The organism is Fluctibacter halophilus, from assembly GCF_020687825.1.
GTDB classification, from domain to species: Bacteria; Pseudomonadota; Gammaproteobacteria; order Enterobacterales; family Alteromonadaceae; genus Fluctibacter; species Fluctibacter halophilus.
Genome location: NZ_JAJEWP010000005.1, coordinates 235,708 through 257,244, shown reverse-complemented (window position 1 = coordinate 257,244; position 21,537 = coordinate 235,708). Strand labels below are relative to the sequence as shown.

The 21,537-nt window shown below is 54.5% G+C and carries 18 protein-coding genes; 5 read left to right on the top strand and 13 right to left on the bottom strand.

Annotation, left to right across the window (positions count from 1 at the left end; translation table 11 throughout):
• The first annotated feature begins 282 nt into the window (after positions 1 to 282).
• The 3 genes from LJ739_RS15800 (at position 283) to LJ739_RS15790 (ending at position 3,804) form a co-directional block, all read left to right on the top strand.
• Positions 283 to 2,184: a propionyl-CoA synthetase gene (locus LJ739_RS15800; RefSeq protein ID WP_229162067.1), complete on the top strand. Its 1,902-nt coding sequence runs from the start codon at positions 283 to 285 to the stop codon at positions 2,182 to 2,184.
• A gap of 160 nt (positions 2,185 to 2,344) precedes the next feature.
• Positions 2,345 to 2,776 carry a hypothetical protein gene (locus tag LJ739_RS15795; RefSeq protein WP_229162066.1) on the top strand — a complete coding sequence of 144 codons (432 nt, stop codon included), beginning with the start codon at positions 2,345 to 2,347 and terminating at the stop codon, positions 2,774 to 2,776.
• 200 nt (positions 2,777 to 2,976) lie between these two features.
• On the top strand, positions 2,977 to 3,804 hold the full coding sequence (locus tag LJ739_RS15790) for a DUF2306 domain-containing protein (RefSeq protein ID WP_229162064.1): 828 nt from the start codon (positions 2,977 to 2,979) through the stop codon (positions 3,802 to 3,804).
• Positions 3,805 to 4,733: 929 nt separating this feature from the next.
• On the opposite strand, the gene LJ739_RS15785 is transcribed toward LJ739_RS15790, so the two are convergent.
• On the bottom strand, positions 4,734 to 5,450 hold the full coding sequence (locus tag LJ739_RS15785) for a hypothetical protein (RefSeq protein ID WP_229162062.1): 717 nt from the start codon (positions 5,448 to 5,450) through the stop codon (positions 4,734 to 4,736).
• A gap of 216 nt (positions 5,451 to 5,666) precedes the next feature.
• Here LJ739_RS15785 and LJ739_RS15780 point away from each other — a divergent pair, with 216 nt between their 5' ends.
• Positions 5,667 to 6,389 (top strand): hypothetical protein, encoded by a 723-nt coding sequence (locus LJ739_RS15780; protein WP_229162061.1) that lies wholly within the window; start codon positions 5,667 to 5,669, stop codon positions 6,387 to 6,389.
• Here LJ739_RS15780 and LJ739_RS15775 read toward each other — a convergent pair.
• The 3 genes from LJ739_RS15775 to LJ739_RS15765 all read right to left on the bottom strand — a co-directional run bounded on the left by LJ739_RS15775 (position 6,386) and on the right by LJ739_RS15765 (position 10,955).
• Positions 6,386 to 7,441 (bottom strand): ACP S-malonyltransferase, encoded by a 1,056-nt coding sequence (locus LJ739_RS15775; RefSeq protein WP_229162059.1) that lies wholly within the window; start codon positions 7,439 to 7,441, stop codon positions 6,386 to 6,388. The two genes, LJ739_RS15780 and LJ739_RS15775, sit on opposite strands and share 4 nt — an antisense overlap.
• Complete coding sequence (locus LJ739_RS15770) at positions 7,438 to 9,681, bottom strand: dehydrogenase E1 component subunit alpha/beta (protein WP_229162057.1); 2,244 nt, start codon at positions 9,679 to 9,681, stop codon at positions 7,438 to 7,440. The genes LJ739_RS15775 and LJ739_RS15770 overlap by 4 nt, the downstream gene beginning before the upstream one ends.
• A gap of 92 nt (positions 9,682 to 9,773) precedes the next feature.
• A complete protein-coding gene (locus LJ739_RS15765) occupies positions 9,774 to 10,955 on the bottom strand; it encodes an acyl-CoA dehydrogenase (protein ID WP_229162055.1) in 1,182 nt (393 codons plus the stop codon).
• A 126-nt stretch (positions 10,956 to 11,081) separates the two neighbouring features.
• Between LJ739_RS15765 and LJ739_RS15760 the strand changes: the two genes are divergently transcribed.
• Positions 11,082 to 11,906, top strand: a complete 825-nt coding sequence (locus LJ739_RS15760; protein ID WP_229162053.1) for a LysR family transcriptional regulator — start codon at positions 11,082 to 11,084, stop codon at positions 11,904 to 11,906.
• Here LJ739_RS15760 and LJ739_RS15755 read toward each other — a convergent pair.
• The 9 genes from LJ739_RS15755 to tsaE all read right to left on the bottom strand — a co-directional run bounded on the left by LJ739_RS15755 (position 11,903) and on the right by tsaE (position 21,537).
• Positions 11,903 to 13,183, bottom strand: a complete 1,281-nt coding sequence (locus LJ739_RS15755) for a ComEC/Rec2 family competence protein (RefSeq protein WP_229162052.1) — start codon at positions 13,181 to 13,183, stop codon at positions 11,903 to 11,905. The two genes, LJ739_RS15760 and LJ739_RS15755, sit on opposite strands and share 4 nt — an antisense overlap.
• 103 nt (positions 13,184 to 13,286) lie before the next feature.
• Positions 13,287 to 14,168, bottom strand: a complete 882-nt coding sequence (hflC, locus tag LJ739_RS15750; RefSeq protein WP_229162051.1) for a protease modulator HflC — start codon at positions 14,166 to 14,168, stop codon at positions 13,287 to 13,289.
• Positions 14,169 to 14,171: 3 nt separating this feature from the next.
• Positions 14,172 to 15,323, bottom strand: a complete 1,152-nt coding sequence (gene hflK, locus LJ739_RS15745; RefSeq protein WP_229162050.1) for an FtsH protease activity modulator HflK — start codon at positions 15,321 to 15,323, stop codon at positions 14,172 to 14,174.
• Positions 15,324 to 15,388: 65 nt separating this feature from the next.
• The gene (gene hflX, locus LJ739_RS15740; protein WP_229162049.1) at positions 15,389 to 16,678 is read right to left on the bottom strand and encodes a ribosome rescue GTPase HflX; all 1,290 of its coding nucleotides are present in this window, start codon (positions 16,676 to 16,678) and stop codon (positions 15,389 to 15,391) included.
• 19 nt (positions 16,679 to 16,697) lie between these two features.
• A complete protein-coding gene (hfq, locus tag LJ739_RS15735) occupies positions 16,698 to 16,949 on the bottom strand; it encodes an RNA chaperone Hfq (protein ID WP_229162048.1) in 252 nt (83 codons plus the stop codon).
• Positions 16,950 to 17,037: 88 nt separating this feature from the next.
• Positions 17,038 to 17,979, bottom strand: coding sequence for a tRNA (adenosine(37)-N6)-dimethylallyltransferase MiaA (gene miaA / locus LJ739_RS15730; protein ID WP_229162047.1), 942 nt, complete (start codon positions 17,977 to 17,979; stop codon positions 17,038 to 17,040).
• Positions 17,972 to 19,708 carry a DNA mismatch repair endonuclease MutL gene (gene mutL, locus LJ739_RS15725; protein ID WP_229162046.1) on the bottom strand — a complete coding sequence of 579 codons (1,737 nt, stop codon included), beginning with the start codon at positions 19,706 to 19,708 and terminating at the stop codon, positions 17,972 to 17,974. The genes miaA and mutL overlap by 8 nt, the downstream gene beginning before the upstream one ends.
• Before the next feature lie 33 nt (positions 19,709 to 19,741).
• On the bottom strand, positions 19,742 to 21,076 hold the full coding sequence (locus tag LJ739_RS15720; protein WP_229162045.1) for an N-acetylmuramoyl-L-alanine amidase: 1,335 nt from the start codon (positions 21,074 to 21,076) through the stop codon (positions 19,742 to 19,744).
• Positions 21,073 to 21,537, bottom strand: a complete 465-nt coding sequence (tsaE, locus tag LJ739_RS15715; protein ID WP_229162043.1) for a tRNA (adenosine(37)-N6)-threonylcarbamoyltransferase complex ATPase subunit type 1 TsaE — start codon at positions 21,535 to 21,537, stop codon at positions 21,073 to 21,075. Before tsaE ends, LJ739_RS15720 begins: the two co-directional genes overlap by 4 nt.

The following is a 21,537-nucleotide window of genomic DNA, read 5'->3' as shown; positions in this document are numbered from 1 at the left end:
TATCAAAATTCAGTCTAAAAACGCAGCCTTCGGGCGCAATTGAAATCGTTATATCGCCCCATCGTATACCCCAGCGGCGCCATTCGGATCAGTTGGCATTCAAAACACAGCCATAAATCAACCACTTAGATTGCCCACCCGCACATTTTCACAGGCGGCAAAGCACCACAGATTGTCGACAATAACAGGCATAAGACTGATGTCTAATACGGTTTTTGGCCAATATTGTCTACATTCCAGTCCAGACACCGTCATAAATATTCTCCATCGAGGCACAACACTATGGGCTACTTCACTGAATACCAACGCGCCATTGAACAACCTGAGGTTTTCTGGGCTGACCAAGCCAGTCATCTGCCTTGGTTTGTGCCACCCGCAACGGTGTTGAGCAACGACGACAATGGCATTGAACGGTGGTTCAGCGACGGCGAGATGAACACCTGCTACATGGCCCTCGATCACCACGTTGCCCAAGGCCGTGGGGGCCAGACGGCTCTCATCTACGATTCACCGGTTACTGACACCCAACAAACCTGGACCTATGCTGAGCTTACCGATGCCGTGGCGACCTTTGCCGGCGCCCTAAGTGCACGAGGTGTTGGCAAAGGTGATCGGGTGGTCATTTACATGCCGATGGTGCCTGAAGCGCTGATTGCGATGTTGGCGGTGGCACGACTGGGTGCAATCCACTCGGTGGTGTTCGGCGGATTTGCCGCCCATGAGTTGGCCTTGCGTATCGACGATGCCCGCCCCAAACTGGTGATCAGCGCCTCCTGTGGCATTGAAATCGACAAGGTCGTGGCCTACAAGCCGCTGCTGGATGATGCCCTGAAGCAGGCTGAATATAAGCCCCAGGGCTGTATCATTCTGCAGCGTCCCCAATGTGAAGCGGCGCTGGTCCCCGGTCGTGATGAAGACTGGCAGCAGGCCGTCGCTGGGGCTTCTTCAGTGGACTGTGTGGCTGTCAACGCAACAGACCCGTTGTACATTCTGTACACCTCAGGCACCACCGGTAAACCCAAAGGGGTGGTAAGAGATAATGGCGGTCACGCAGTGGCCCTGCACTATTCCATGTCAGCCATCTACAACATGGCACCCGGCGACGTGTTTTGGGCCGCCTCGGATGTTGGCTGGGTAGTCGGCCATTCTTACATCGTTTACGGGCCGCTGCTGGCCGGCTGCACCACCGTATTGTACGAAGGGAAGCCGATCAAAACACCCGATGCCGGCGCCTTCTGGCGGGTAGCCAGTGAGCACAAGGTCAAAGCCCTGTTTGCCGCCCCAACGGCGTTCCGGGCGATTAAAAAGTCCGACCCAGACGGCAAGCTGATCGGTCAGTACGACCTCAGTAACCTGGAGACCATTTTCATGGCCGGTGAACGCCTCGACCCGCCTACCTATGAATGGACCGTGGAGAAAACCGGAAAACCGGTAGTTGACCACTGGTGGCAGACCGAAACCGGCTGGGCCATCTGCGCCAATCTGACCGGCATTGAAAACCTGGCAGTTAAGCCCGGCTCGGCTACCGTGCCGGTGCCCGGCTTCAATGTGCAAATCCTTGACCCTCAGGGACAACCGCTGCCGGCCGGTCAACAAGGCGCGATCGCCATCCAGCGTCCCCTGCCGCCGGGTTGCCTACCCACTATCTGGGGCTGCCATGACCGGTTTGTGAATGGTTACTTACGTGAATACCCAGGCTTCTACTCGTCGGGGGATGGCGGCTACAAGGATGAAGACGGCTATGTGTTTGTCATGGGCCGCACCGATGATGTGATCAACGTGGCTGGCCACCGACTGTCCACCGGTGAGATGGAAGCGGTGGTCGCTGCCCACCCTGCAATCGCCGAATGTGCCGTCATCGGCGTGCATGACGACCTCAAAGGTCAGGTGCCCATCGGCTTGGTCGTGCTCAAAGACGGCGTCAGTATCGACAATGGGACGTTGCACAATGACCTGGTGCAGATGATCCGCCATGATATCGGGCCGATCGCCTGCTTCAAACAGGCGGTCACGGTGGAACGACTGCCCAAAACCCGCTCGGGCAAAATTCTGCGAAACACCCTGCGCCAGATTGCCGCCAGCCAACCGTATACGGTGCCGTCCACCATCGACGACCCCGCCAGCCTGACGGAAATCACCGCCGTGATGGAGCAACACCAGATGATCCAAGCTGAAGCGTGTTAGGGGCTAGTCAAATGAGTCAGGGCTGGTATTAGAGCAGAGCACACTTGCCTCGTTGCTGGGGGACTCCAATTCTTTGGGGTTTGACCTGGAAGGGTAATAACCTTACCTTACATAAACCTCAATTGTCGGGGAAACATTCGTTTGTTAAAGGAGAACAAACATGAAAAAGTTCATTGTAGCCAGCCTGTCACTCGCATCACTTTTTGCACACGCAGGAGAGGCAATCGTACCCTACTGGGCAGTTACTTCTTCAGAAACGCCCTGCTTTAGTGTCTCAAATACATCTAGCAGTCCAGTTGATATCAAAGTGACGTTGTATGATGCATCAGGTAACAAGTATACGGGTCCATTACTATATCCTGTCAATATTAGTGCACTTGATCAGTCAGCAACGTTAGCAGCTCGATCATCTGCAACCTTCTGTTTGCAACAGGGTAGTGGGAATTATTCCGGTCATGGCATTGTGCAAGCAACAAATACAGACCCCAATAGTAGCAAAACATTTGTAGTTGCTTACGGCAGACAGGTCTACTCCGTGAGCAGCATGCGGCACTCTGCCATGATACCTATCAATGGCGGACTGGCGTTTTAACGCTTAAAAATCCTGCTCCCTTATAGTGGGGGAATTCAACATTAGTGAGAGGAAGCGATAGTCAACCGGCTTCCTCTTTTCGCTACCAACACACCACGTTGTTAAAAACCCCACTTTCCTGTGCCGATTTTCAAATTCGGCACGACGTCCCCCCGTCATTGCTGCACTGTGCAGACAAATTATCAGAGGGAGTCAGCACGATGTCTGGATCAGTCATTAGCTCAGGAATGTTTGGTTTACAAAATGCCAAAACAGCGTTGGATATCAGTGTTAAAAGCTGGTTTGCCATCGCGCTCGTCGGACAATGGGCATTTGCCCTGTACGTCTTTTTTATCTATGCCCTGACCCTGGCATTTGGGGTCGATATCACTGACATCAGCCCCGCTTCCGGGGTCAGGGAGACCGAAGGCTTTGATCGGGTGGTATTTTTCTCCCACATTGTACCGTCGGTGTACCTATCGCTGTTCGGTTTGTTCCAGTTGGTGCCGGCCATACGCAACCGCTTCAGAGGGTTTCACCGCTGGAACGGTCGCCTGTTCCTGGTGCTGGGCTTGTGTGGTGCGCTAACCGGCTTGTACCTGCAATGGATAAAAGGGCTCAACTTCAGTCAGGGCGTTACCGTTAACGGGTTATTGATCCTGCTAGCTGTGGCTGCAACCTGGTACTACGCGGTCAATAGACGTTTCGATCTGCACATGCGCTGGGCCGTACACACTTTCATTCTGGTCAATGGGGTGTGGAGTTTCAGACTGTATCTGATGGGCTGGTACCTGGTCAATCAAGGTCCCAACGGCAACACACCGAACGTGAACGGACCGATGGATGTGTTCCTGTCGTTTGCCTGTTACCTCATCCCCATGGCCATTGCAGAGCTGTATTTCTGGGTCAAAAGGCAACGGCACAACCACAAGGTGTGGGCGGCCACCACCGTCATGACGATCGGCGCCCTGATCACACTGATTGGCGTCTTTGCAGCCATCACCATGATGTGGACCCCACGCATCGCAAAAGTCCTAACGGTTATTTGAGGTGCAAATCTATCGCGCGCTGTGGCGCGAAGATTTGCGCAAGGTGAGGTAGGCTACCTGACTTGTCCTACGACAAAGTGATATTTTTTATCCCTGCGATTAGCGCAAGATGAGGCAGGCTATCTGACTACGCCAACAACGGAGAACTGTCATGCGCGAAGATTTGCGCAAGGGTGAGGCTCCGGTCTTCGAAGAAGACGTCGAGCAATCGGTAATTGCTCGGCGAGGAACGAACGACGGTACAGGATGTACCGGCTGGGTGCGTTACCAGGGATGGATTCAGCGCTCGGTTTCACCTCGACAATTCGGAGAAATATCCCGCTTCTGCGTTCTCCAAAGACTGGAACCAAACCACAAGGATGTGTTGATACGCCGATACCAACAAACAACGCCTATCGGCGAGGAACGAACGACGGTACAGGGTGAACCACGCCAGCAATGGGCGAAAACGTGCAGCCCATTGAGTGGTGAACGGGAGGGCAATGGATGCCCGACCTGGACTATTGCTAAGTGCTCATTGACTGGGTGCCTTATCCCAGCAATGAGCGCAAGGTGAGTACAGCCATCTGAATGCGCGCAACGACGCGACAGGACGTCGCGGCTGGGTGAAGATCATCAGGGATGTGTTTACTCAATACGCACTAAAACGACCATAGGCGAGAGCGCTGCACGACACATCATGGGTAAGAGACGACCGGAAATGGTGAGGGCGCGCAGCCATTTCAGTCTCGCACGCCCGACCAACGGACGGTCGGGCTGGGTGCGTTACCAGGGATGGATTCAGTGCTCGGTTTCACCTCGACAATTCGGAGAAATGTCCGGCTTTTGTATTCTCAAAAGGCAGAAACCGCACCCGCAATGCCCACAGGTTGCATCCAGCCACCAGACAGCACCAATATCAGCCCAACACGGGGCTGATATTGGGTCTGCTATTGCGTTTTCTGATTGCGAACGTGTTTGCGGCCACGGCGCAGCAACAGCCAGCTACCCAACAACGCCATCATCATAGTGGAGGGTTCAGACACCGCTGCCACTGACAGTGAGTCAAATTGGATAAACACACTGTCCGCTTGACCGGTGACGTCATTGTCGTAAGTGAAATGCAATCGTCCCAAATCGAGGTCGTCGAGACTGGGCGGTGCAGGATTAAAACCGTCCAGCGCGAATAAGTTGGAAAACGCGGGAGCAATCAAGCGAAAGTAAGCAGAAATATCACCTTCATAGGTGATGAGTGACAGCACATCATAGCGTCCGGGCGGCGAGCCGACCATACCCGCACTAAGATCCCAATTTTGAATCATATAAGGGATTCCAAGTCCACTCACATGCAGCGTTTCAATGCCGGAAGCCGTAAAAAAACTCGCCTGTATATCAATTGGTTGTCGCAAAACACTTTCTATCACCATCTGATCTTCAAACCACCAACTATCGAGTGGGTCCACTTCAGGATCCCAACTGACGGAGCCTTCCACCCGGTCGCCGACACGGATGCCGGTATTATCGTCAAAATAGGTGTCCTGATAGTCAGCGTCAGACTGGGTGACAATCACGCTACCGGTAAAATTCCAGGTAACCAGCGCAGCGGACAAGTGAGTCGAAACAAACAGCGTACCGAGCAGTACGACTTTGAACAGTGTATTTTTCATATTTCCCTATACGTACAACAACAAATTAACAACGGGTTGCACGACAGCAATTGTCAGACCAGCTCGCTAACCGATTGTTTATATTGAAAATAATTAAATATTCCGGCGACTTTCCCAGGTTTCTGTAAAGGAAAGTGACAATCAATTGGTTAAGAAATAAACAACCCATCCCCATTCAGCCCCCGCTCAGCTAACCCATCTATACTGTATGAGACCATGACCAAGGACGCTGACATGCACCGCTTCTGGACACTGCCGATAATGCTCTTTAGCCTGCTGGGCTGCCGCGCCGAAATTCATCTGGGCGACCCCATCGACCCACCCGGTAGCCGCACCGTGACCACCGATTTCAACAACGGCGCCGGTCAATGGCGGGTGGCGGTCAGTGATGTCAGTGACAGCCAGCGCGACCAGATGCTGCTGAGCACTGGTATTGCCCCGTTGCCGGATGATGTCAGTGGCCAGGGGTATCGGCTGTTGTTCGATAATCCCAGTGCCGATGCCTTTGTGTTTCTGCGTTACCCGCTCAGTGGATTACCCGTGAGCACCAACTATCGTGTTACCGCCAGTGTCACACTGTTAACCCGCGCCGGTACCGGCTGTGCCGGTGTTGGCGGGGCGCCGGGAGAGTCGGTGGTGGTGAAAGTGGGCGCTGTGAGTCAGCGACCGCAGGCCGAAGGCTACTACCTCAACGCCGACAAGGGTAACGGCAGCAGTGGTGGCAGTGATGCCAAAGTGGTGGGGCATATTGGCAGTAGCCAACTCGGTTGTGACAGTAACAACTATGCGGCCAAAACCCTCGACCTGTCGGCCCAGCAGGGGTTGTCAGTGGTCAGCGACCCGCAGGGCCTGGTATGGGTGTTTGTTGGCCTGGATGCCGGGTATGAGGGCGACACGTCGGTGTATCTCACCGATATCCGCATCACCCTCAGTCCTTAGTCGGCAGGCTTGCCGGTTGCCAGCGCCCGCTGTTCGGGGATCCCCATCGCAAGCACCACCGGGTCGGTTTTCTGTCGCGCGATAAAATCGCTCTTCTGGCCCAGCTCCCACCAACGATGCTGGATCAGTGTCTGGGCAATGGCACCGCCCAGGGTGGCACCGGGGCCGAGGACAATCAGCTTGTCCGGCGCAAATTCCTTGATACTGACCGCGATGGCGCGAGTGAAATCATAGGTTTCCACCACCTGGTGGCCCAATGTGTAATCCCACAGCGCCTGGGTATCGGTGGCGTGAGGCTGCCAGATATGACCACGGCCATCGACCATCGGGATCTGTGGCGGGTTGAAACCCGATGCCGGCAGCGCTGCGCGGCCTTTTTCGGACACTTCAGCCAGCAAAGGCGAGTGAAAGGCGGCATGATTGTGCAGACGCATCGGATAGGTATCATCAATTCGAGGCAACACTTTTTCCAGTGCTTTCAGACCGCTGTCATTGCCAGCAATCACCCAGTAACCACCAAGACGAATCGACACATAGACCTGATGCGCGGCATCGGCGTTCACCTCGCGCATGGCCTGCTGTAAAGTGCGCAAATGCTGGCTGTCTAAATGCCAGTCGGCATTGCACACCGGATAGATCAACTGCCCGCCAATCACACCGTCTTTCATCATTGAGCCCATGGTGTTGATCACATCAATGCCACTGGCGGGCGACAGTGCCCCGGCGGTCGCAAGGGCGATATACCAGCCCATGGAGTTGCCGGTTACCGCAACTATCTCATATTGGTCACGGTCGATGTCAGCAAAGTCACCGGCAGCACAGGCGTAGATCAGCGCAGAAGCGTGTTCGCCAGCAGTATGGGTGGCCATGCTGTAGCGCTCGGCGCTGTCCAGTTCCACCACCGATGGCTGGCCCTGATCCCGGCGGTAAGCATCGATGGTTTCGAGCAGCGCGGTTTTGTCGCTGTGGTAGCGCCCAAGGTAGCCCAGTTCCGGTTTGTTGTAGGTGCCCCGTCCGGGACACACCACCACGACACGTTGTTTGCTTGTCATTGTCCTGATACCTGCTGAATGAGTACGTCATCATCGCCTTCAAGGCCAACCAGGGCCACGGCGGCGGAAACAATCTGTTCGCGGCTGGGGAGTACGGCGTAAGACGCACTGCCTAGCGGAATAAAACAGTCTTCCGCGGTCACCCGCGCAATCTGCTGGCCGCCAATTCGTTCGTGCAACAGCGTCACCAACGCTTCACTGATAGAGCCGGTACGGCGGCATTCATCCACAACCAGCACGTGAGAATAACCCCGCGCCGCGTCCGCAATCCCGGCTTCATCCAGTGGCGCTAGCCAGCGCAAATCCATCAGGGTGCACTGGATACCCTGCTGGGCCAGATCGTGGGCCGCCTGACTGCTCAGATAGTGACCATTGCCGTAGCTGATGATCAGCACGTCTTTGCCCTCACCACTGAGGCCAAACTCGCTCAGCGCGATGCCCTCTTCATCCGGGGCCGGATAATCAAACGACCAGCCATTATCCCCTTCTTCGAGCAGATCCTTTTTCATGTACAGCGCTATCGGCTCGATAAACACCACCACCCGCTGTTCCTGGTGGGCCAGTTGCACCGAGCGGCGTAACATGTGCACCGCGTCACGACCATTGGACGGACAGGCGATCACGATACCGGGAATGTCCCTAAACACCGCCAGTGAATTATCGTTATGGAAATGCCCACCAAAGCCGCGCTGATAAGCCAGCCCGGCGATGCGGATCACCATGGGGTTGGTAAACTGACCGTTAGAGAAAAACGGCAAGGTTGCCGCCTCACCGCGTATCTGGTCCTCAGCATTGTGCACATAAGCCAGGAACTGAATTTCCGGCATTGGAATAAAACCATTGTGGGCCAGACCAATGGCGGCACCGAGGATAGCCTGTTCGTCGAGCAATGTGTTGATCACCCGGGCCGGACCGAACTTCTCGTACAATTTTGCGGTGACGTTGTAGACTCCGCCCTTCTTGCCCACGTCTTCACCAAACACCAGGGTGTTATCGTATTGGGCCAGAATATCCATCATTGCCCAGTTCAGGAGCTTGGCCAGGTGCTGGGGCTTTTTGAGGTTATGCTTTTCATGGGCAAACAATGCCGCACGGGTATCACTGTCAGCCACCGGTGGAACTGCCACATCGCGGCAAGGCGGAATGATGCTGTGTTTGATCTGCTCGGCAGTTTCCAGTCGTGGCCGCCCGGCGGCCTGACGACTGACATGCTCGACCCGCGCTTCTACCGATAGATACAGCGCCACCACCTGCTCTGGTGTCATCAGACCCTCATCAATCACCAGCTTGGCGGTGTACAACAATGGATCCATGGCTTCGTTGCGGGCAATGTCCTCGGCACTGCGGTACACAAACTCGGCATCCGAGCCGGCATGACCGAGCAATCTGACCGTACGCATGTGCAGAAACACCGGCTTGTGAGCACGACGAGCCAGGTCCAGCGCCCGCTGAGTCTGACGGTAGGTATCCAGCACATTAAGCCCGTCACAAGACACATAGGTCATGCCCGGACGCCGGGAGAAGTTGGCTGCAATCCAACCGTTCGGCGTACGGGTGGAAATGCCGATGCCGTTGTCTTCGCAGATAAACACGATGGGTAAAGGCACTGATTGGAACGCCGCCCAACACGCGGTATTGAGCGCCCCTTGGGCGGTCGAGTGGTTGGCAGACGCATCGCCGAAATTACACAGGATCACACTGTCTTTGGGTAATGGATGCTGGCCGCTACGTTTTTGCGATAAGGCAATACTGAACGCCGCACCCACCGCCTTGGGCAAATGGGAAGCAATGGTACTGGTCTGCGGCGGGATGCTCAGCGACTTGCTGCCGAGTACTTTATGACGACCGCCGGATATCGGATCCTCGCTGGAAGCGGCAAAACTCAACAGCATGTCGTACAAGGGCGTTTCACCATCAACCTGTTTGCTGCGCTGCACCACAAATGCCCCACTGCGGTAATGCAGAAACGCCATATCATCGGGTCGAGCAGCCAACGCACAGGCGGCATTGCCTTCATGCCCGGCACTGCCAATGGTGTAAAAACTGTTACCGTCCTTTTGCATCTGTCGGGAGCGCAAATCCAAATGACGACTCATGATTTGCGATTCGAACAGGTCGACCAATTGAGCCGGCGTCAGGTCTGTGTCTGCCAGCCCCATGGGCAAATCTACTGAGGGTAAATTGCCTTCTTGGACGGCATCGATAAATTGTTGTCGAACAACCGCGTTGCGATCTTGCATGATGGCTCCTGCTGGTTTTTCAGCTGAGTAAACAGGCAGCGCCCACAGCGCGGGGAAACGCTGCAGGCGCTATCACTTTCCGGGGCAACGCGTTACACCGAAAAGGCCTGTAAACCGGTTTGTGCCCGACCCAGGATCAAGGCATGCACATCATGGGTACCCTCGTAGGTATTCACCGCTTCGAGGTTCATCACGTGGCGGATAACGTGGAATTCATCGGCGATACCATTGCCACCGTGCATATCACGAGCGACGCGGGCAATGTCCAGTGCTTTGCCACAAGAATTACGCTTGATCAGTGAAATGGCTTCGGGGGCCAATTGGCCCGCATCCATCAGGCGTCCAGCCTGCACACAGGCCATCAGACCCGTGGTGATTTCGGTTTGCATGTCGGCCAGCTTTTTCTGGATCAACTGGGTCGCCGCCAGAGGACGTCCGAACTGATTGCGATCCAGGGTGTATTGACGGGCAGCATGCCAGCAGAACTCAGCCGCACCCAAAGCGCCCCAGGCAATGCCGTAACGGGCTTTATTCAGACACCCGAACGGGCCCTTCAGACCACTGACATTGGGCAGCAGGTGCTCTTCACCCACTTCCACATTGTCCATCACGATCTCACCGGTGATCGACGCACGCAGTGAGAATTTACCTTCAATCTTGGGTGCACTCAGACCGGGCATGCCTTTTTCCAGCACAAAGCCACGGATCTCGCCATCCAGCTTGGCCCACACCACGAACACATCGGCAATCGGCGAGTTGGTGATCCACATTTTATTGCCGGTCAGGCGATAGCCACCGTCTGTTTTCACCGCACGGGTACTCATGCTAGCCGGATCGGAGCCGGAGTCAGGCTCGGTCAGACCAAAGCAACCAACCCACTCGCCACTGGCCAGTTTGGGCAGGTATTTTTGTCGCTGCGCTTCGCTGCCGTAGGTATAGATAGGGTGCATCACCAATGACGACTGCACGCTCATGGCACTGCGATAGCCACTGTCGACTCGCTCAACTTCACGGGCAATCAGGCCATACACCACGTGGTTCAGCGCGGCACAGCCATACTCTTCCGGCAAGGTCGCCCCCAGCAGGCCCAGCTCGCCCATCTCATTCATGATCTCCCGATCAAAATGTTCGTCACGGTTGGCTTTCAGTACCCGGGTCATCAGACGTTCCTGACAGAACTGATGGGCGCTGTCGCGCACCATGCGCTCTTCTTCGGACAACATGCCGTCGAGGTTAAGGGGATCTTGCCAATTGAAAGCGGGTTTTGAGGACATGACACTGACTCCTGTTGAGCACCGGCGCCTTGCCGGGGCATTCTGCAATTGTTAACAGAATGATAATAAGGGTAATATAGCTAAAGGAATAATATTAATTAACTCTATAAGCTATAGATATTACCTATGGATTTACGTTCCCTGCATTACTTCGTTGCGGTGTATGACACCGGTAGCTTCAGCGCCGCCTCCAAGCAGTGTTTTATTGCCCAACCGTCGATCAGCGCGTCGGTAAAACACCTTGAAGATGAGTTGTCCCAGCAACTCTTTCTGCGCAGTGCCCGCGGCGTGAAGCCCACCGAAGCGGGACAACAGCTGTACCCTCTGGCACAGCGCTTACTGAGTCAGGCCAGTGCCATTCGTGAGATCTTCAGTGACAAGCAACAGCGCTACCCGTTTCGTCTGGGCTTGATCAAAGGGTTGGGCGTGGCACGGATGAGCACACTACTCAAGCAGTTCACCGCCGCCATCGATCAAATGGAATTGACCCTGGTGCCGGGCACTGCCGAGTGTGATGCCCGGATCATCAGTGCCAACATGTGTCGTGGTCAGGAACACTTCGTCCCTATGTGGCAGGAGCAATACCAGTTGGCAATCCCGGCCAGCCATCCACTGGCGCTGCAAACCACCATCGGTCTGGATCAACTGGCCAATCAACCGTTTATTCAACGCACCCCATGTGAAGGCTGGAACAGTCTGTGGGAAAAGCTGCAGGGGCAGGATATCCGCCTCGATATTCGCGCAAGAATAACCACCATTGAATACGCTATGGGGTTGGTCAGGGCAGGACTGGGCTGCGCGTATATCCCGATCCCGTTGGACGCCGCCGACCAGCAGGACATCGTGTTCCGACCGATCAGCGAGCTGGATCAGACCCGCCAAATCGGCCTGGCCTACCGCCACCGCTCAGATACCATCGATACCTTGTCGCGCCTGGTAAGTAGTTTCTAGTCCTGCCGTTGCACTACATAGCTGTCCCAGATATCGGCGCCACTGTTGCGTTCCTTCATCTGGGAAAACATGAGCGTTCGACCATCAGAACGGCAGTTGATCATCCCGTACAACACATCGCCACCGGAGCTGACCGAGCGTGCCAGTTCGGTAGAAAACACCAGCGGTTGCTCACCTCGACTATACCGCCCGGCACAGCCCAGGGCTTCTGCACGGGGGTGAGCATAACTTTCATTGTCGCCAGAAGAGATCACCGTAGCATAGGGCAACACCTGCTGTAGAAAGCCAACACTGAAATCCGCCGAGCCGTGGTGACAGGCTTTACACACGTCGACTCTGAACGGATTGTCAGGGTGGTAATGGGCCATCAACAGGGTTTGTGCTTCATGGTTTAAGTCACCACCGAGTAGCAAGGTATGTCCCTGAGTCGCAGGGCGCTTATAGTCGACTCTGAGCACTACACTGTGGCCATTGCGGGTGTGGGACGAGCCACCCAGCCAACGAAAGCCTGTGCTGCCAGCAATGTCTTCAGTCACCGGGCCGAGAATGTCTACGGAGAGTCCCTGTTGTTGCAGCAGACGACCCGTACGGTGATCGACCCGGCGCATTGCCCCCAGCCTTCCTTCCGAATGAGCATTCACCGCTGCGCGCAAGAACTGTTCAAAAGTCCGTTGCAAACCACCGCCAGCCAACAACGCCCTGGCATCATCAATGTCTGAAAACGACGTGACCAAATGATCATCACGGCGCTGCCCCAGATCGGTATCATGGCCCGCTGGCCGACTGGCGCGACGGGTGGAAAATCGCGCAATACCGTTGTGTATGAGGGAATCGACCCGGCACAGAGGATCGTTGAGCACGGCCGTCAGGCCCTTGTAGTGGTCGGCGTCGAAATGACTGACCACCATCAGGTCAAATTGAATAAACCCTGGATTGCCGAGCAGATATCGGTATTGGTAGCCTTTGAGGTACCGCAACAACTGCTGGTTCGGCCCACCATCCACCAACATACGCAACCCGGGACTTTCCAGTAGCAATCCATCGCCCTGACCAACATCGACAAAAAACACTTTCAGGTCCATCTGATCTTTTAGCGCATCCCTGTATACCCAGCCGTCTCTGCCGGCCGTCGAGACTTTCACCCGCTCGCCGCCATTGTCTTCGACCACACCGGCCCAGGTGCCCATCAGGATTTTGTTGTGAGTACGTCCTCCCTGTTCGGTCGGATATACCGGCGTTTCCGGCAAGGCGGCATAACATTCGCGGATGACAGGCATGACTTCCTCTGTTCAAACGGTGCACTTGAACAGTGTAGCTGGCATTGACAATCTCCCAATAAAAAAGCGCCCGCAGGCGCTTTTTGGGTTTGCTTAGCCGTGATTACTTATCGTCACGCTTGTTCATGTAACGGAAGAAATCCGAGTCTGGCTCGATGATCATCACATCCTGTTTACTGCTGAAGCTCTTCAGGTATGCATCCATGCTGCGCAGGAAGCTGTAAAACTCCGGGCTTTGTGAGTAGGTATCAGCGTAAATCTTGGCCGCCTGAGCATCCCCTTCACCGCGCACACGGCGGGAATTTCGCTCTGCGTCGGCCAGCATCACCGTCACCTTGGCATCAATTTCTGCCTTGATGATTTCAGACTGCTCTTTACCCTGAGAGCGGTGCTCACGGGCGACTGCAGCACGCTCGGCACGCATACGGTCGAAGATGGAGTTACTGACTTCCTGAGGCAAGTTAATTTGCTTAACCCGCACATCCACGATTTCAATACCCAGATCGTCCGAACCATCGGAAGCTTGCTTCATCGCCTCGTCCATCAATGCAGAACGCTCGCCGGAGACGATTTGCGCAATGGTACGTGCACCAAACTCGCTTCGCAGACCGTTATTCACTTTTTGTTTCAACAACGCTTCCGCTTGTAACTTGTTACCACCGGTGGACAAGTAGTAACGGGCAAAATCCTTGATCTTCCACTTCACGTAGGAGTTTACGATCAAGTCTTTTTTCTCTGAGGTAACGAACCGGTCCGGCTCATCGTCCAGGGTCTGAATACGGGCATCCAACGCCACCACTCGGTCAATCAACGGCAATTTAAAGTGTATGCCGGGACCGAACACGTTGGTTTGTCCGGTGTCCACATCACGCTGCACCTTACCAAACTGAATGACAATGGCCTTATTGCCTTCTTTGACCACGAAAATCGAGCCAAAGGCCAGCAACGCCAGGGTAATCACCAATGCGATAGAAAAATTCTTCATGCTTTAGTCCCTCCCACTGCGGAATCGGTCACTGCGGATCCCGGTATTGTTGCTGGGTGTGTTCTGTGGGTTAGGATCCACATTACGCAGCCCTTCCAGCGTATTGCGCTGTGCTGCTGATGGCGTGTTGCTCTGCTGACGCTCAAGGATCTTGTCCAGTGGCAAGTACATCATGTTACCGCTGCCCTTGTTGTCGACCAGAATCTTACTGGTATTGCTGTACACGTTTTCCATCGTTTCCAGATAAATACGCTGACGGGTCACTTCCGGCGCGGCCTGATACTGAGGTAACAGTTCGGCAAAACGGGCAACTTCACCCTGCGCTTCCAGCGTGACACGCTCTTTATAGGCCTGGGCCTCTTCAAGCATACGGTTTACCTGACCACGGGCACGGGGTTCGATTTCCCGGGCGTAAGCCTCCGCTTCACGGATATAACGCTCTTCATCTTCCTGTGCGGCAATGGCGTCGTCGAAGGCACTCTTCACTGCTTCCGGCGGACGGGCATCTTTCAAGTTCATATCGACGATAGAAATACCGATGTCGTAGGGCTCCAGAATCGCTTCCAGCTCCTCACGCACCTGCTGACGCACCACTTCACGGCCACTGGTCAAGACATTGTCCATGGTGGAATGACCCACCACGTAACGAATGGCACTGTCCAGCGCCTGAGACAGGCTCTTCTCAGGGTTAGTAACCGAGAAAGTGTATTTGTAGGGCTCGACAACCCGGTATTGCACAACCATTTCCACGGTAACCACGTTTTCATCTTCGGTCAGCATTGAGCCAGCCGACGGCATGTCACGTACCGTTTGCACATCCACCGGGATAACTTCATCCACAAAGGTGGGCTTCCAGCGCAAACCCGGTTCAACGAATTGGTTGAATTCACCGAAGCGCAATACCACACCACGCTCTGCTTCCCGAATGGTATAGAAACCACTGATCACCCAGATGGCTACCAGCAAACCGGCAATCAAGCCCAGGCCAATACCGCCCATGCTCTTGCCACCACCCGGTCCCCGGCCACCGCCGGACTTGGCAAACTTGCCGAATAAATTTTTGAACACATCGTCCAAATCCGGTGGACCTTGGTCCCGTCCCCCTTTGTTCTTCCAGGGGTCGTTGTTATTTCCACCAGGCTCATTCCAAGCCATGCTTTTTCTCCACTGTTTTTAAATCAGAATTCTTTCTACGGGTTGGCAACCTGATGCGATCGCCACTAATGTTTCACCACGTAAGAAGATACCGTACCTTCGGTACGCTTCTCCAGGCGATGCCAATCGGCACTGGGCATTCTTACATCGACCAACCAATCGCCGTCATCCGCATAGGACTCCGACGAAATACAATTCAATCCGAACAATACGCCTCTGAGTTTACTCTCCTTGGGCGGAATGCGTAATCGATATTGCACCATACTATGTGATAAACACTCAGTGAGGGCATCGAACAATAATTCAATCCCTAATCCTTGCTGAGCTGAAAGCCATACCCTTACCGGTACCCCGTCCTCATCACGGTCAATGCGAGGCTCAACGCCATCCATGCGATCTATTTTGTTACAGATCATTAACTGGCGAATATCACCGGCGCCGATTTCATCTAACACTTCATTGACCTGGTCGGTATTTTCCCGGTACTGGTCATCGGCATAATCAACCACATGCAGCAGCAAGTCGGCTTCCTGCGTCTCCTGCAGCGTGGCTTTAAACGCCGCCACCAAATCATGGGGCAGATGTCGGATAAAGCCCACCGTGTCGGCCAGGATCGCTGGCCCAACATCCTGAAGCTGAATTTTACGCAATGTCGGATCGAGGGTAGCAAACAGCTGGTCAGCGGCATATACCTGTGCGTCTGTCAGCGTGTTGAACAAGGTGGATTTACCCGCATTGGTATACCCTACCAATGACAAGGTTGGGATTTCGGCACGTTTACGCGACCGACGCCCCTGTTCACGCTGCTTCTGGACTTTGTCCAGGCGGCGCAAAATCGATTTAATCCGCCCGCGCAGCAGACGACGGTCGGTTTCCAATTGGGTTTCACCCGGGCCACGCAGGCCAATCCCCCCTTTTTGGCGCTCAAGGTGGGTCCACCCGCGGATAAGGCGGGTAGAAATATGCCGCAGCTGGGCCAACTCGACCTGCAATTTACCTTCATGGGTTCGCGCGCGCTGGGCAAAAATATCCAGGATCAGTCCGGTACGGTCCAACACCCTGCATTTGCAAAGCTTCTCCAAATTCCGCTCTTGGGAAGGTGACAATGCATGATTAAAAATCACCACGTCGGCGTCATTGGCACGCACGGCGTTAGCGATCTCTTCTGCTTTTCCACTGCCACAGAAATATTTTGGATGGGGAGAGTGTCGGGAAGCGGTTATGACATCAACCGCATTGACCCCTGCTGACGACACCAGCATCTGCAGCTCGTGCAAATCTTCTTTACTGTTATCGTCAGAAAAATCGATATGGACAAGTACCGCCTGCTCACCGGCTTCATAACGGTCAAACAAGCATTTCTCCTACTACCTCTTAGTCGGGTTGGTGATTGTCCGCGTCTGCCTGTGCACTGGCCATTGAAATTGCTCTAGATGGCACGACCGTAGAGATAGCATGTTTATACACCATCTGGCTGACCGTATTTTTCAGCAGGATCACGAACTGATCGAATGACTCTACCTGTCCTTGCAGCTTAATGCCGTTTACCAGGTAGATTGACACTGGGATTCGTTCCTTTCTCAGTGCGTTCAAAAACGGGTCTTGTAAAGATTGCCCCTTAGCCATTTCCTATCCTTTTATTTTTATTATGGTTTTGCACCCATTATTGCCAAGTATACAGTAAAAGTGAGACGTGTATAGCAACGGCAGACGATTAAATATTGCTGTTCTTCATCAGTTTAGTCAAATTGTCTTTCGCAAAGGAATCCAACCAGTTGAGTTGCGGCCAACTGCGTAACCACGTGAACTGGCGTTTTGCCAATTGACGGGTCGCTACGATTCCCCGATAGATCATTTCGTCATGGGATAGTTCACCTGACAAATATTGCCACATTTGCCGGTACCCCACGCAGCGCATCGACGGCATGTCCAGGTGCAAATCCCCGCGTGCTCGCAAGCTCGCCACTTCCTGTTCAAACCCGTTTTGGATCATTAAATTAAACCGTCTTTCTATACGCTCGTGCAGTATAACCCGATCACTGGGCGCGATGGCAAAATTTTTTACCGCATACGGGATGGGATCACTCTTTGACACGGTCAATTCGGTCAACGTCTTACCGCTGATACGATAGACTTCCAGAGCCCTGGCCAGACGTTGGGGATCATTGGGATGGATACGGGCCGCCGAGGTGGGATCAATCTTCGCAAGCTCGTCATGTAACGCCTGCCAACCTTTATCGGCGGCCTGTTGTTCAATCTCGGCCCGCACATCCGGCTGAGACGGCGGCAACGTCGACAAACCGTCCAGCAACGCTTTGTAATACATCATTGTGCCGCCCACCAACACCGGGATATTGCCGCGCTGGGTGATGTCTGCCATCTCCCGTAGTGCATCCTGGCGAAATTCCGCCACCGAATAACTCTCCGCCGCATCACGAATGTCCAGCAAGCGGTGTGGGGCGCGGGCCTGCTCTTCGACGCTCGGTTTGGCGGTGCCTATGTCCATGTCGCGGTAGATCAGCGCCGAGTCAACGCTGATCAGTTCACAGGGCGCCTGTTCCACCAACTGTATGGCGAGGTCTGTCTTGCCCGACGCCGTCGGGCCCATCAGGAAAATCGCCGGTGGCAACGTCGAAGTAATGCGCTGTTCAGCCATTGTTGTGTTGTTCCTTCCACCAGCTGGCAACCGGCATCACTGCACTGCGTTGCAGCAGTGTCTGCCACCCCTCGGGGTCGTGCCTCAGCAGCTTCAGTGCCGACGTCAGTTGGTTTTCATCTATGTTGTCACTGACGGGATGCAGCACCCGCTGCAACCAGGCCTGATCAAAGGGTGGCGTTGCGTTTTCAGACAATAACCGTGGCAAAATGTCCGCCCAGTTTTGCTGCCGCATGCCGGCAGGGACTTTACGCACCATGATGCGCTGTCCGGTCCAGCCAATGTCGATGCCCAGCGCCAATAGAGGTTCATAGCGCTGTTGAGCAATGTGCAACAATCCACTGTCGGCGCTCACTGACACCGGCATCAGCAACGGCTGGGAGACCACCGCTTTGTCCTCTTCAGGAACGCGGCTGGCCACTTCAATCACCTGTTGTGCACTGCACACCCGTAACTGTCCCTCATCAAACAGTGCCACCATACCGTCATCTAACAACCAGTAATGGCTGCTCTGCGTTGGATCAGCGGAGGTTTGTGGCGACATCAATTGTTGGTAGCGAGAATAACCGGCCGCAGGAGCACTCGTAGCGCCTGATCGAGCTGCTGCGGGGCGACTACCACCGTCACTGATCTGATGGTCGCTGCGCGCGGGGCGCAATGGACTAATATAGTCATGATCAGGCACCGCAGGTGCCAGGGTCTGACGCTCTGCAGATTGGTCCACTTGAGTCAGGTTGTGCTGCAGCACGTCATCCAGCGCACGGTAAATGAAATCGTGAACCAGTCGGGCCTGGTGAAAACGCACTTCATGCTTGGCGGGATGCACATTCACATCAACCTGATCCGCATCCAAAGACAGAAACAGCACGAAGGCCGGGTAGCGCTGCTCATCCACCAACCCTTCAAACGCCTGGCGAATGGCATGGTAAATCAGTTTGTCGCGCATCATGCGGCCATTCACATACACGTACTGGCCATCGTTCTGCGCGCGGGCCAGTTGCGGGGGTAACAACCAGCCATCCAGCTTCAACGACTGATAATCACTGTGAATAACCAACGCCTGCTGGGCAAATTCATTACCGGCGATGGTCGCCACCCGCTTGAGCCGCGTATCTTCGCTGTTGCAGCGCGGGAAGCGGCGCAATACCTTGCCGTTATGCTTGAGGCTGAATGCCACATCAAAGCGGCTCAGGGCTATACGTCTGAGAACCTCATCAATGTGCTGAAATTCTGTTTTTTCGGTGCGCAGAAACTTACGCCTGGCCGGCGTGTTGTAGAACAAATCCACCACATCCACCGTAGTGCCGACCGGATGGGCCGCGGGTTGAATGTCCACGGCCATGTCACGCCCTTCAGCTCGCGCCTGCCAGGCCTCACTCTGGTTTGGGGGACGGGAGGTCAGGATCAGTCGGGCAACAGAACTGACACTGGCCAGGGCCTCACCGCGAAACCCCAGACTAACAATGCATTCCAAATCGTCCAGGGTACCGATTTTACTGGTAGCGTGACGGCTCAGGGCTAAGCCCAGTTCATCCCTGGCGATACCTTTGCCGTTGTCACGAATGAGGATGCGCTTGTGACCGCCTTTTTCAATCTCGATATCAATCTGATCAGCGCCAGCATCCAGGCTGTTCTCAACCAATTCTTTGACCACCGAAGCAGGGCGTTCAACCACCTCACCGGCAGCGATTTGGTTGGCCAGTTGAGCCGGTAAAATCTGGATAGACACGGGTAACCTCAAGGACGTCGAAACGTCAGATGATCAAATACTGGGGATGGTTAACACCTGGCCAATGCGCACCATGTCACTGGTCAGGTTGTTCGCCGCTTTAATTTCGCTGACCCGCACATTGTACCGCTGTGCCAGTAACGATAAAGACTCGCCGCTTTGCACCTTGTGGGTGCGATTCAGGTTTCGCAATTTGGCCCACAGTGTACCATCGGGCGGCGTGCGCTTGAAATGGGCCTGAATGGCATTAAACATGGCATCTGCCAGGCGCTGACGGAACTGCGCCCAATTGAGGTTCTTCTCTTCACGGGGATTCGAAATAAAGCCGGTTTCAACCAGGATAGAGGGAATGTCCGGTGAAGTCAGAACTGCCAGACTCGCTGCCTGAGGGGTCTTCTTGTGCATTTTGGTCACCGCACGCATTTCTCGGATCACCCGTTTTGACAAGTCGTAACTGGTGCTCATGGAATGGTCCATCGACATATCGAGTAATGCTTGTGCCAGATAGCGCTCGCTGGCGGTATCCTCAATCACCTGTGCCGCACCACCGAGCAATTCAGAATGGCGCTCACTTTTCTCCATCCAACGGCCCAATTCGGTGTTTGCGCGACTCATCGACAACACCCACACAGAGGCGCCGCTGGGCTGAGGAGTGGTAAACGCGTCAGCGTGAATAGATACAAACAAGTCCGCTTTGTGCTTGCGGGCCAATTCGGGTCGCTCATTGGGCGAGATATAGTAGTCGCCTGTTCGAGTCATTACTGCCCGCATACCTTGTTGAGCGTCCACCAACGCCTGCAGTTTTTTCGCCACGCTCAGGGTAATGTTCTTTTCATACGTTCCCCCGCGGCCGATGGAACCGGGATCCTCTCCACCATGACCAGCATCGATAGCGATAATGATGTCACGGTCCTGATTGGCCTCATCAGAGCGCATCACTACCGTTTGCTTATCCGGGTCAGGGTCGGTGAGGTCGATGACCAGACGATTACGGTAAGGTGGTGTCGGTGGCAAGGCGAAAATGTCGGTATTCACCGCCTTGGACAACTCAATCACGACCCGCACCGCACGATCATTCTTGGGGGTTGAATGACGGATAACCCGGATAAGGTCACTGTCGTTGTCAAAGGCCGCGAAATCAATATCCCGATCGGTGTCGGCCAAATCGATCACCAGGCGGCGTGGATTGTTAAGGGTGAAATAGGAGTAATCGGGGGTCTTCGCCATGTCGAATACAAGGCGGGTATTGGTGGGTGACGGCCAGATCCGCACACCGGAGATTTCATTCTGCGCCCACGCCACGGACCCAAAGCCCAACAGACTGAGCCAGGAAAACAGTAGTACAAGTCGTTGCAGCAGTGTTGTCATTGGTCGCTTTTCATTGCTTTCAACAGGGCATCACCATTGGCCGAATGAGACACCAGTTGTGCACTGCGCCCGCTCGGCTCAAAATCAATACTAATGGTTAAATCCGGCTGTGCCAATAGCGGGCCGCCTTTCTGCGGCCATTCCACCAAACACAGGGTGTCTGCGGCGAAATAATCCCGAATACCCATGAACTCCAATTCTTCCGGATCGGCCAGCCGGTACAGATCAAAATGGAACACCCGCCAATCGTCCAGCTCATAGGGTTCAACCAGTGTGTAAGTAGGACTCTTAACCGCCCCCTTATGCCCCAGCGCCTGGATAAAACCGCGGCTGAAGGTGGTTTTACCGGCCCCCAAATCCCCCAGTAAATGGATAACGGTACCGCGATGGCATGCGTTAGCAAGGTTCGCCGCCAGTGTTAAAGTGGCCTGCTCATCGGGCAGTAAAACGTATTCTTTCAT

Excerpts from the sequence above, each read along its gene's own strand:
- LJ739_RS15780 (WP_229162061.1), top strand. The coding sequence starts at position 5,667 with ATGACCAAGGACGCTGACATGCACCGCTTCTGGACACTGCCGATAATG.
- LJ739_RS15760 (WP_229162053.1), top strand. The coding sequence starts at position 11,082 with ATGGATTTACGTTCCCTGCATTACTTCGTTGCGGTGTATGACACCGGT.
- tsaE (WP_229162043.1), bottom strand. The coding sequence starts at position 21,537 with ATGAAAGAATACGTTTTACTGCCCGATGAGCAGGCCACTTTAACACTG.
- LJ739_RS15770 (WP_229162057.1), bottom strand. The coding sequence starts at position 9,681 with ATGCAAGATCGCAACGCGGTTGTTCGACAACAATTTATCGATGCCGTC.
- LJ739_RS15765 (WP_229162055.1), bottom strand. The coding sequence starts at position 10,955 with ATGTCCTCAAAACCCGCTTTCAATTGGCAAGATCCCCTTAACCTCGAC.
- LJ739_RS15755 (WP_229162052.1), bottom strand. The coding sequence starts at position 13,183 with ATGCCTGTCATCCGCGAATGTTATGCCGCCTTGCCGGAAACGCCGGTA.
- LJ739_RS15790 (WP_229162064.1), top strand. The coding sequence starts at position 2,977 with ATGTCTGGATCAGTCATTAGCTCAGGAATGTTTGGTTTACAAAATGCC.
- miaA (WP_229162047.1), bottom strand. The coding sequence starts at position 17,979 with ATGGCTGAACAGCGCATTACTTCGACGTTGCCACCGGCGATTTTCCTG.
- LJ739_RS15800 (WP_229162067.1), top strand. The coding sequence starts at position 283 with ATGGGCTACTTCACTGAATACCAACGCGCCATTGAACAACCTGAGGTT.
- LJ739_RS15775 (WP_229162059.1), bottom strand. The coding sequence starts at position 7,441 with ATGACAAGCAAACAACGTGTCGTGGTGGTGTGTCCCGGACGGGGCACC.
- hflC (WP_229162051.1), bottom strand. The coding sequence starts at position 14,168 with ATGAAGAATTTTTCTATCGCATTGGTGATTACCCTGGCGTTGCTGGCC.
- hflK (WP_229162050.1), bottom strand. The coding sequence starts at position 15,323 with ATGGCTTGGAATGAGCCTGGTGGAAATAACAACGACCCCTGGAAGAAC.
- LJ739_RS15720 (WP_229162045.1), bottom strand. The coding sequence starts at position 21,076 with ATGACAACACTGCTGCAACGACTTGTACTACTGTTTTCCTGGCTCAGT.
- LJ739_RS15795 (WP_229162066.1), top strand. The coding sequence starts at position 2,345 with ATGAAAAAGTTCATTGTAGCCAGCCTGTCACTCGCATCACTTTTTGCA.
- hfq (WP_229162048.1), bottom strand. The coding sequence starts at position 16,949 with ATGGCTAAGGGGCAATCTTTACAAGACCCGTTTTTGAACGCACTGAGA.
- LJ739_RS15785 (WP_229162062.1), bottom strand. The coding sequence starts at position 5,450 with ATGAAAAATACACTGTTCAAAGTCGTACTGCTCGGTACGCTGTTTGTT.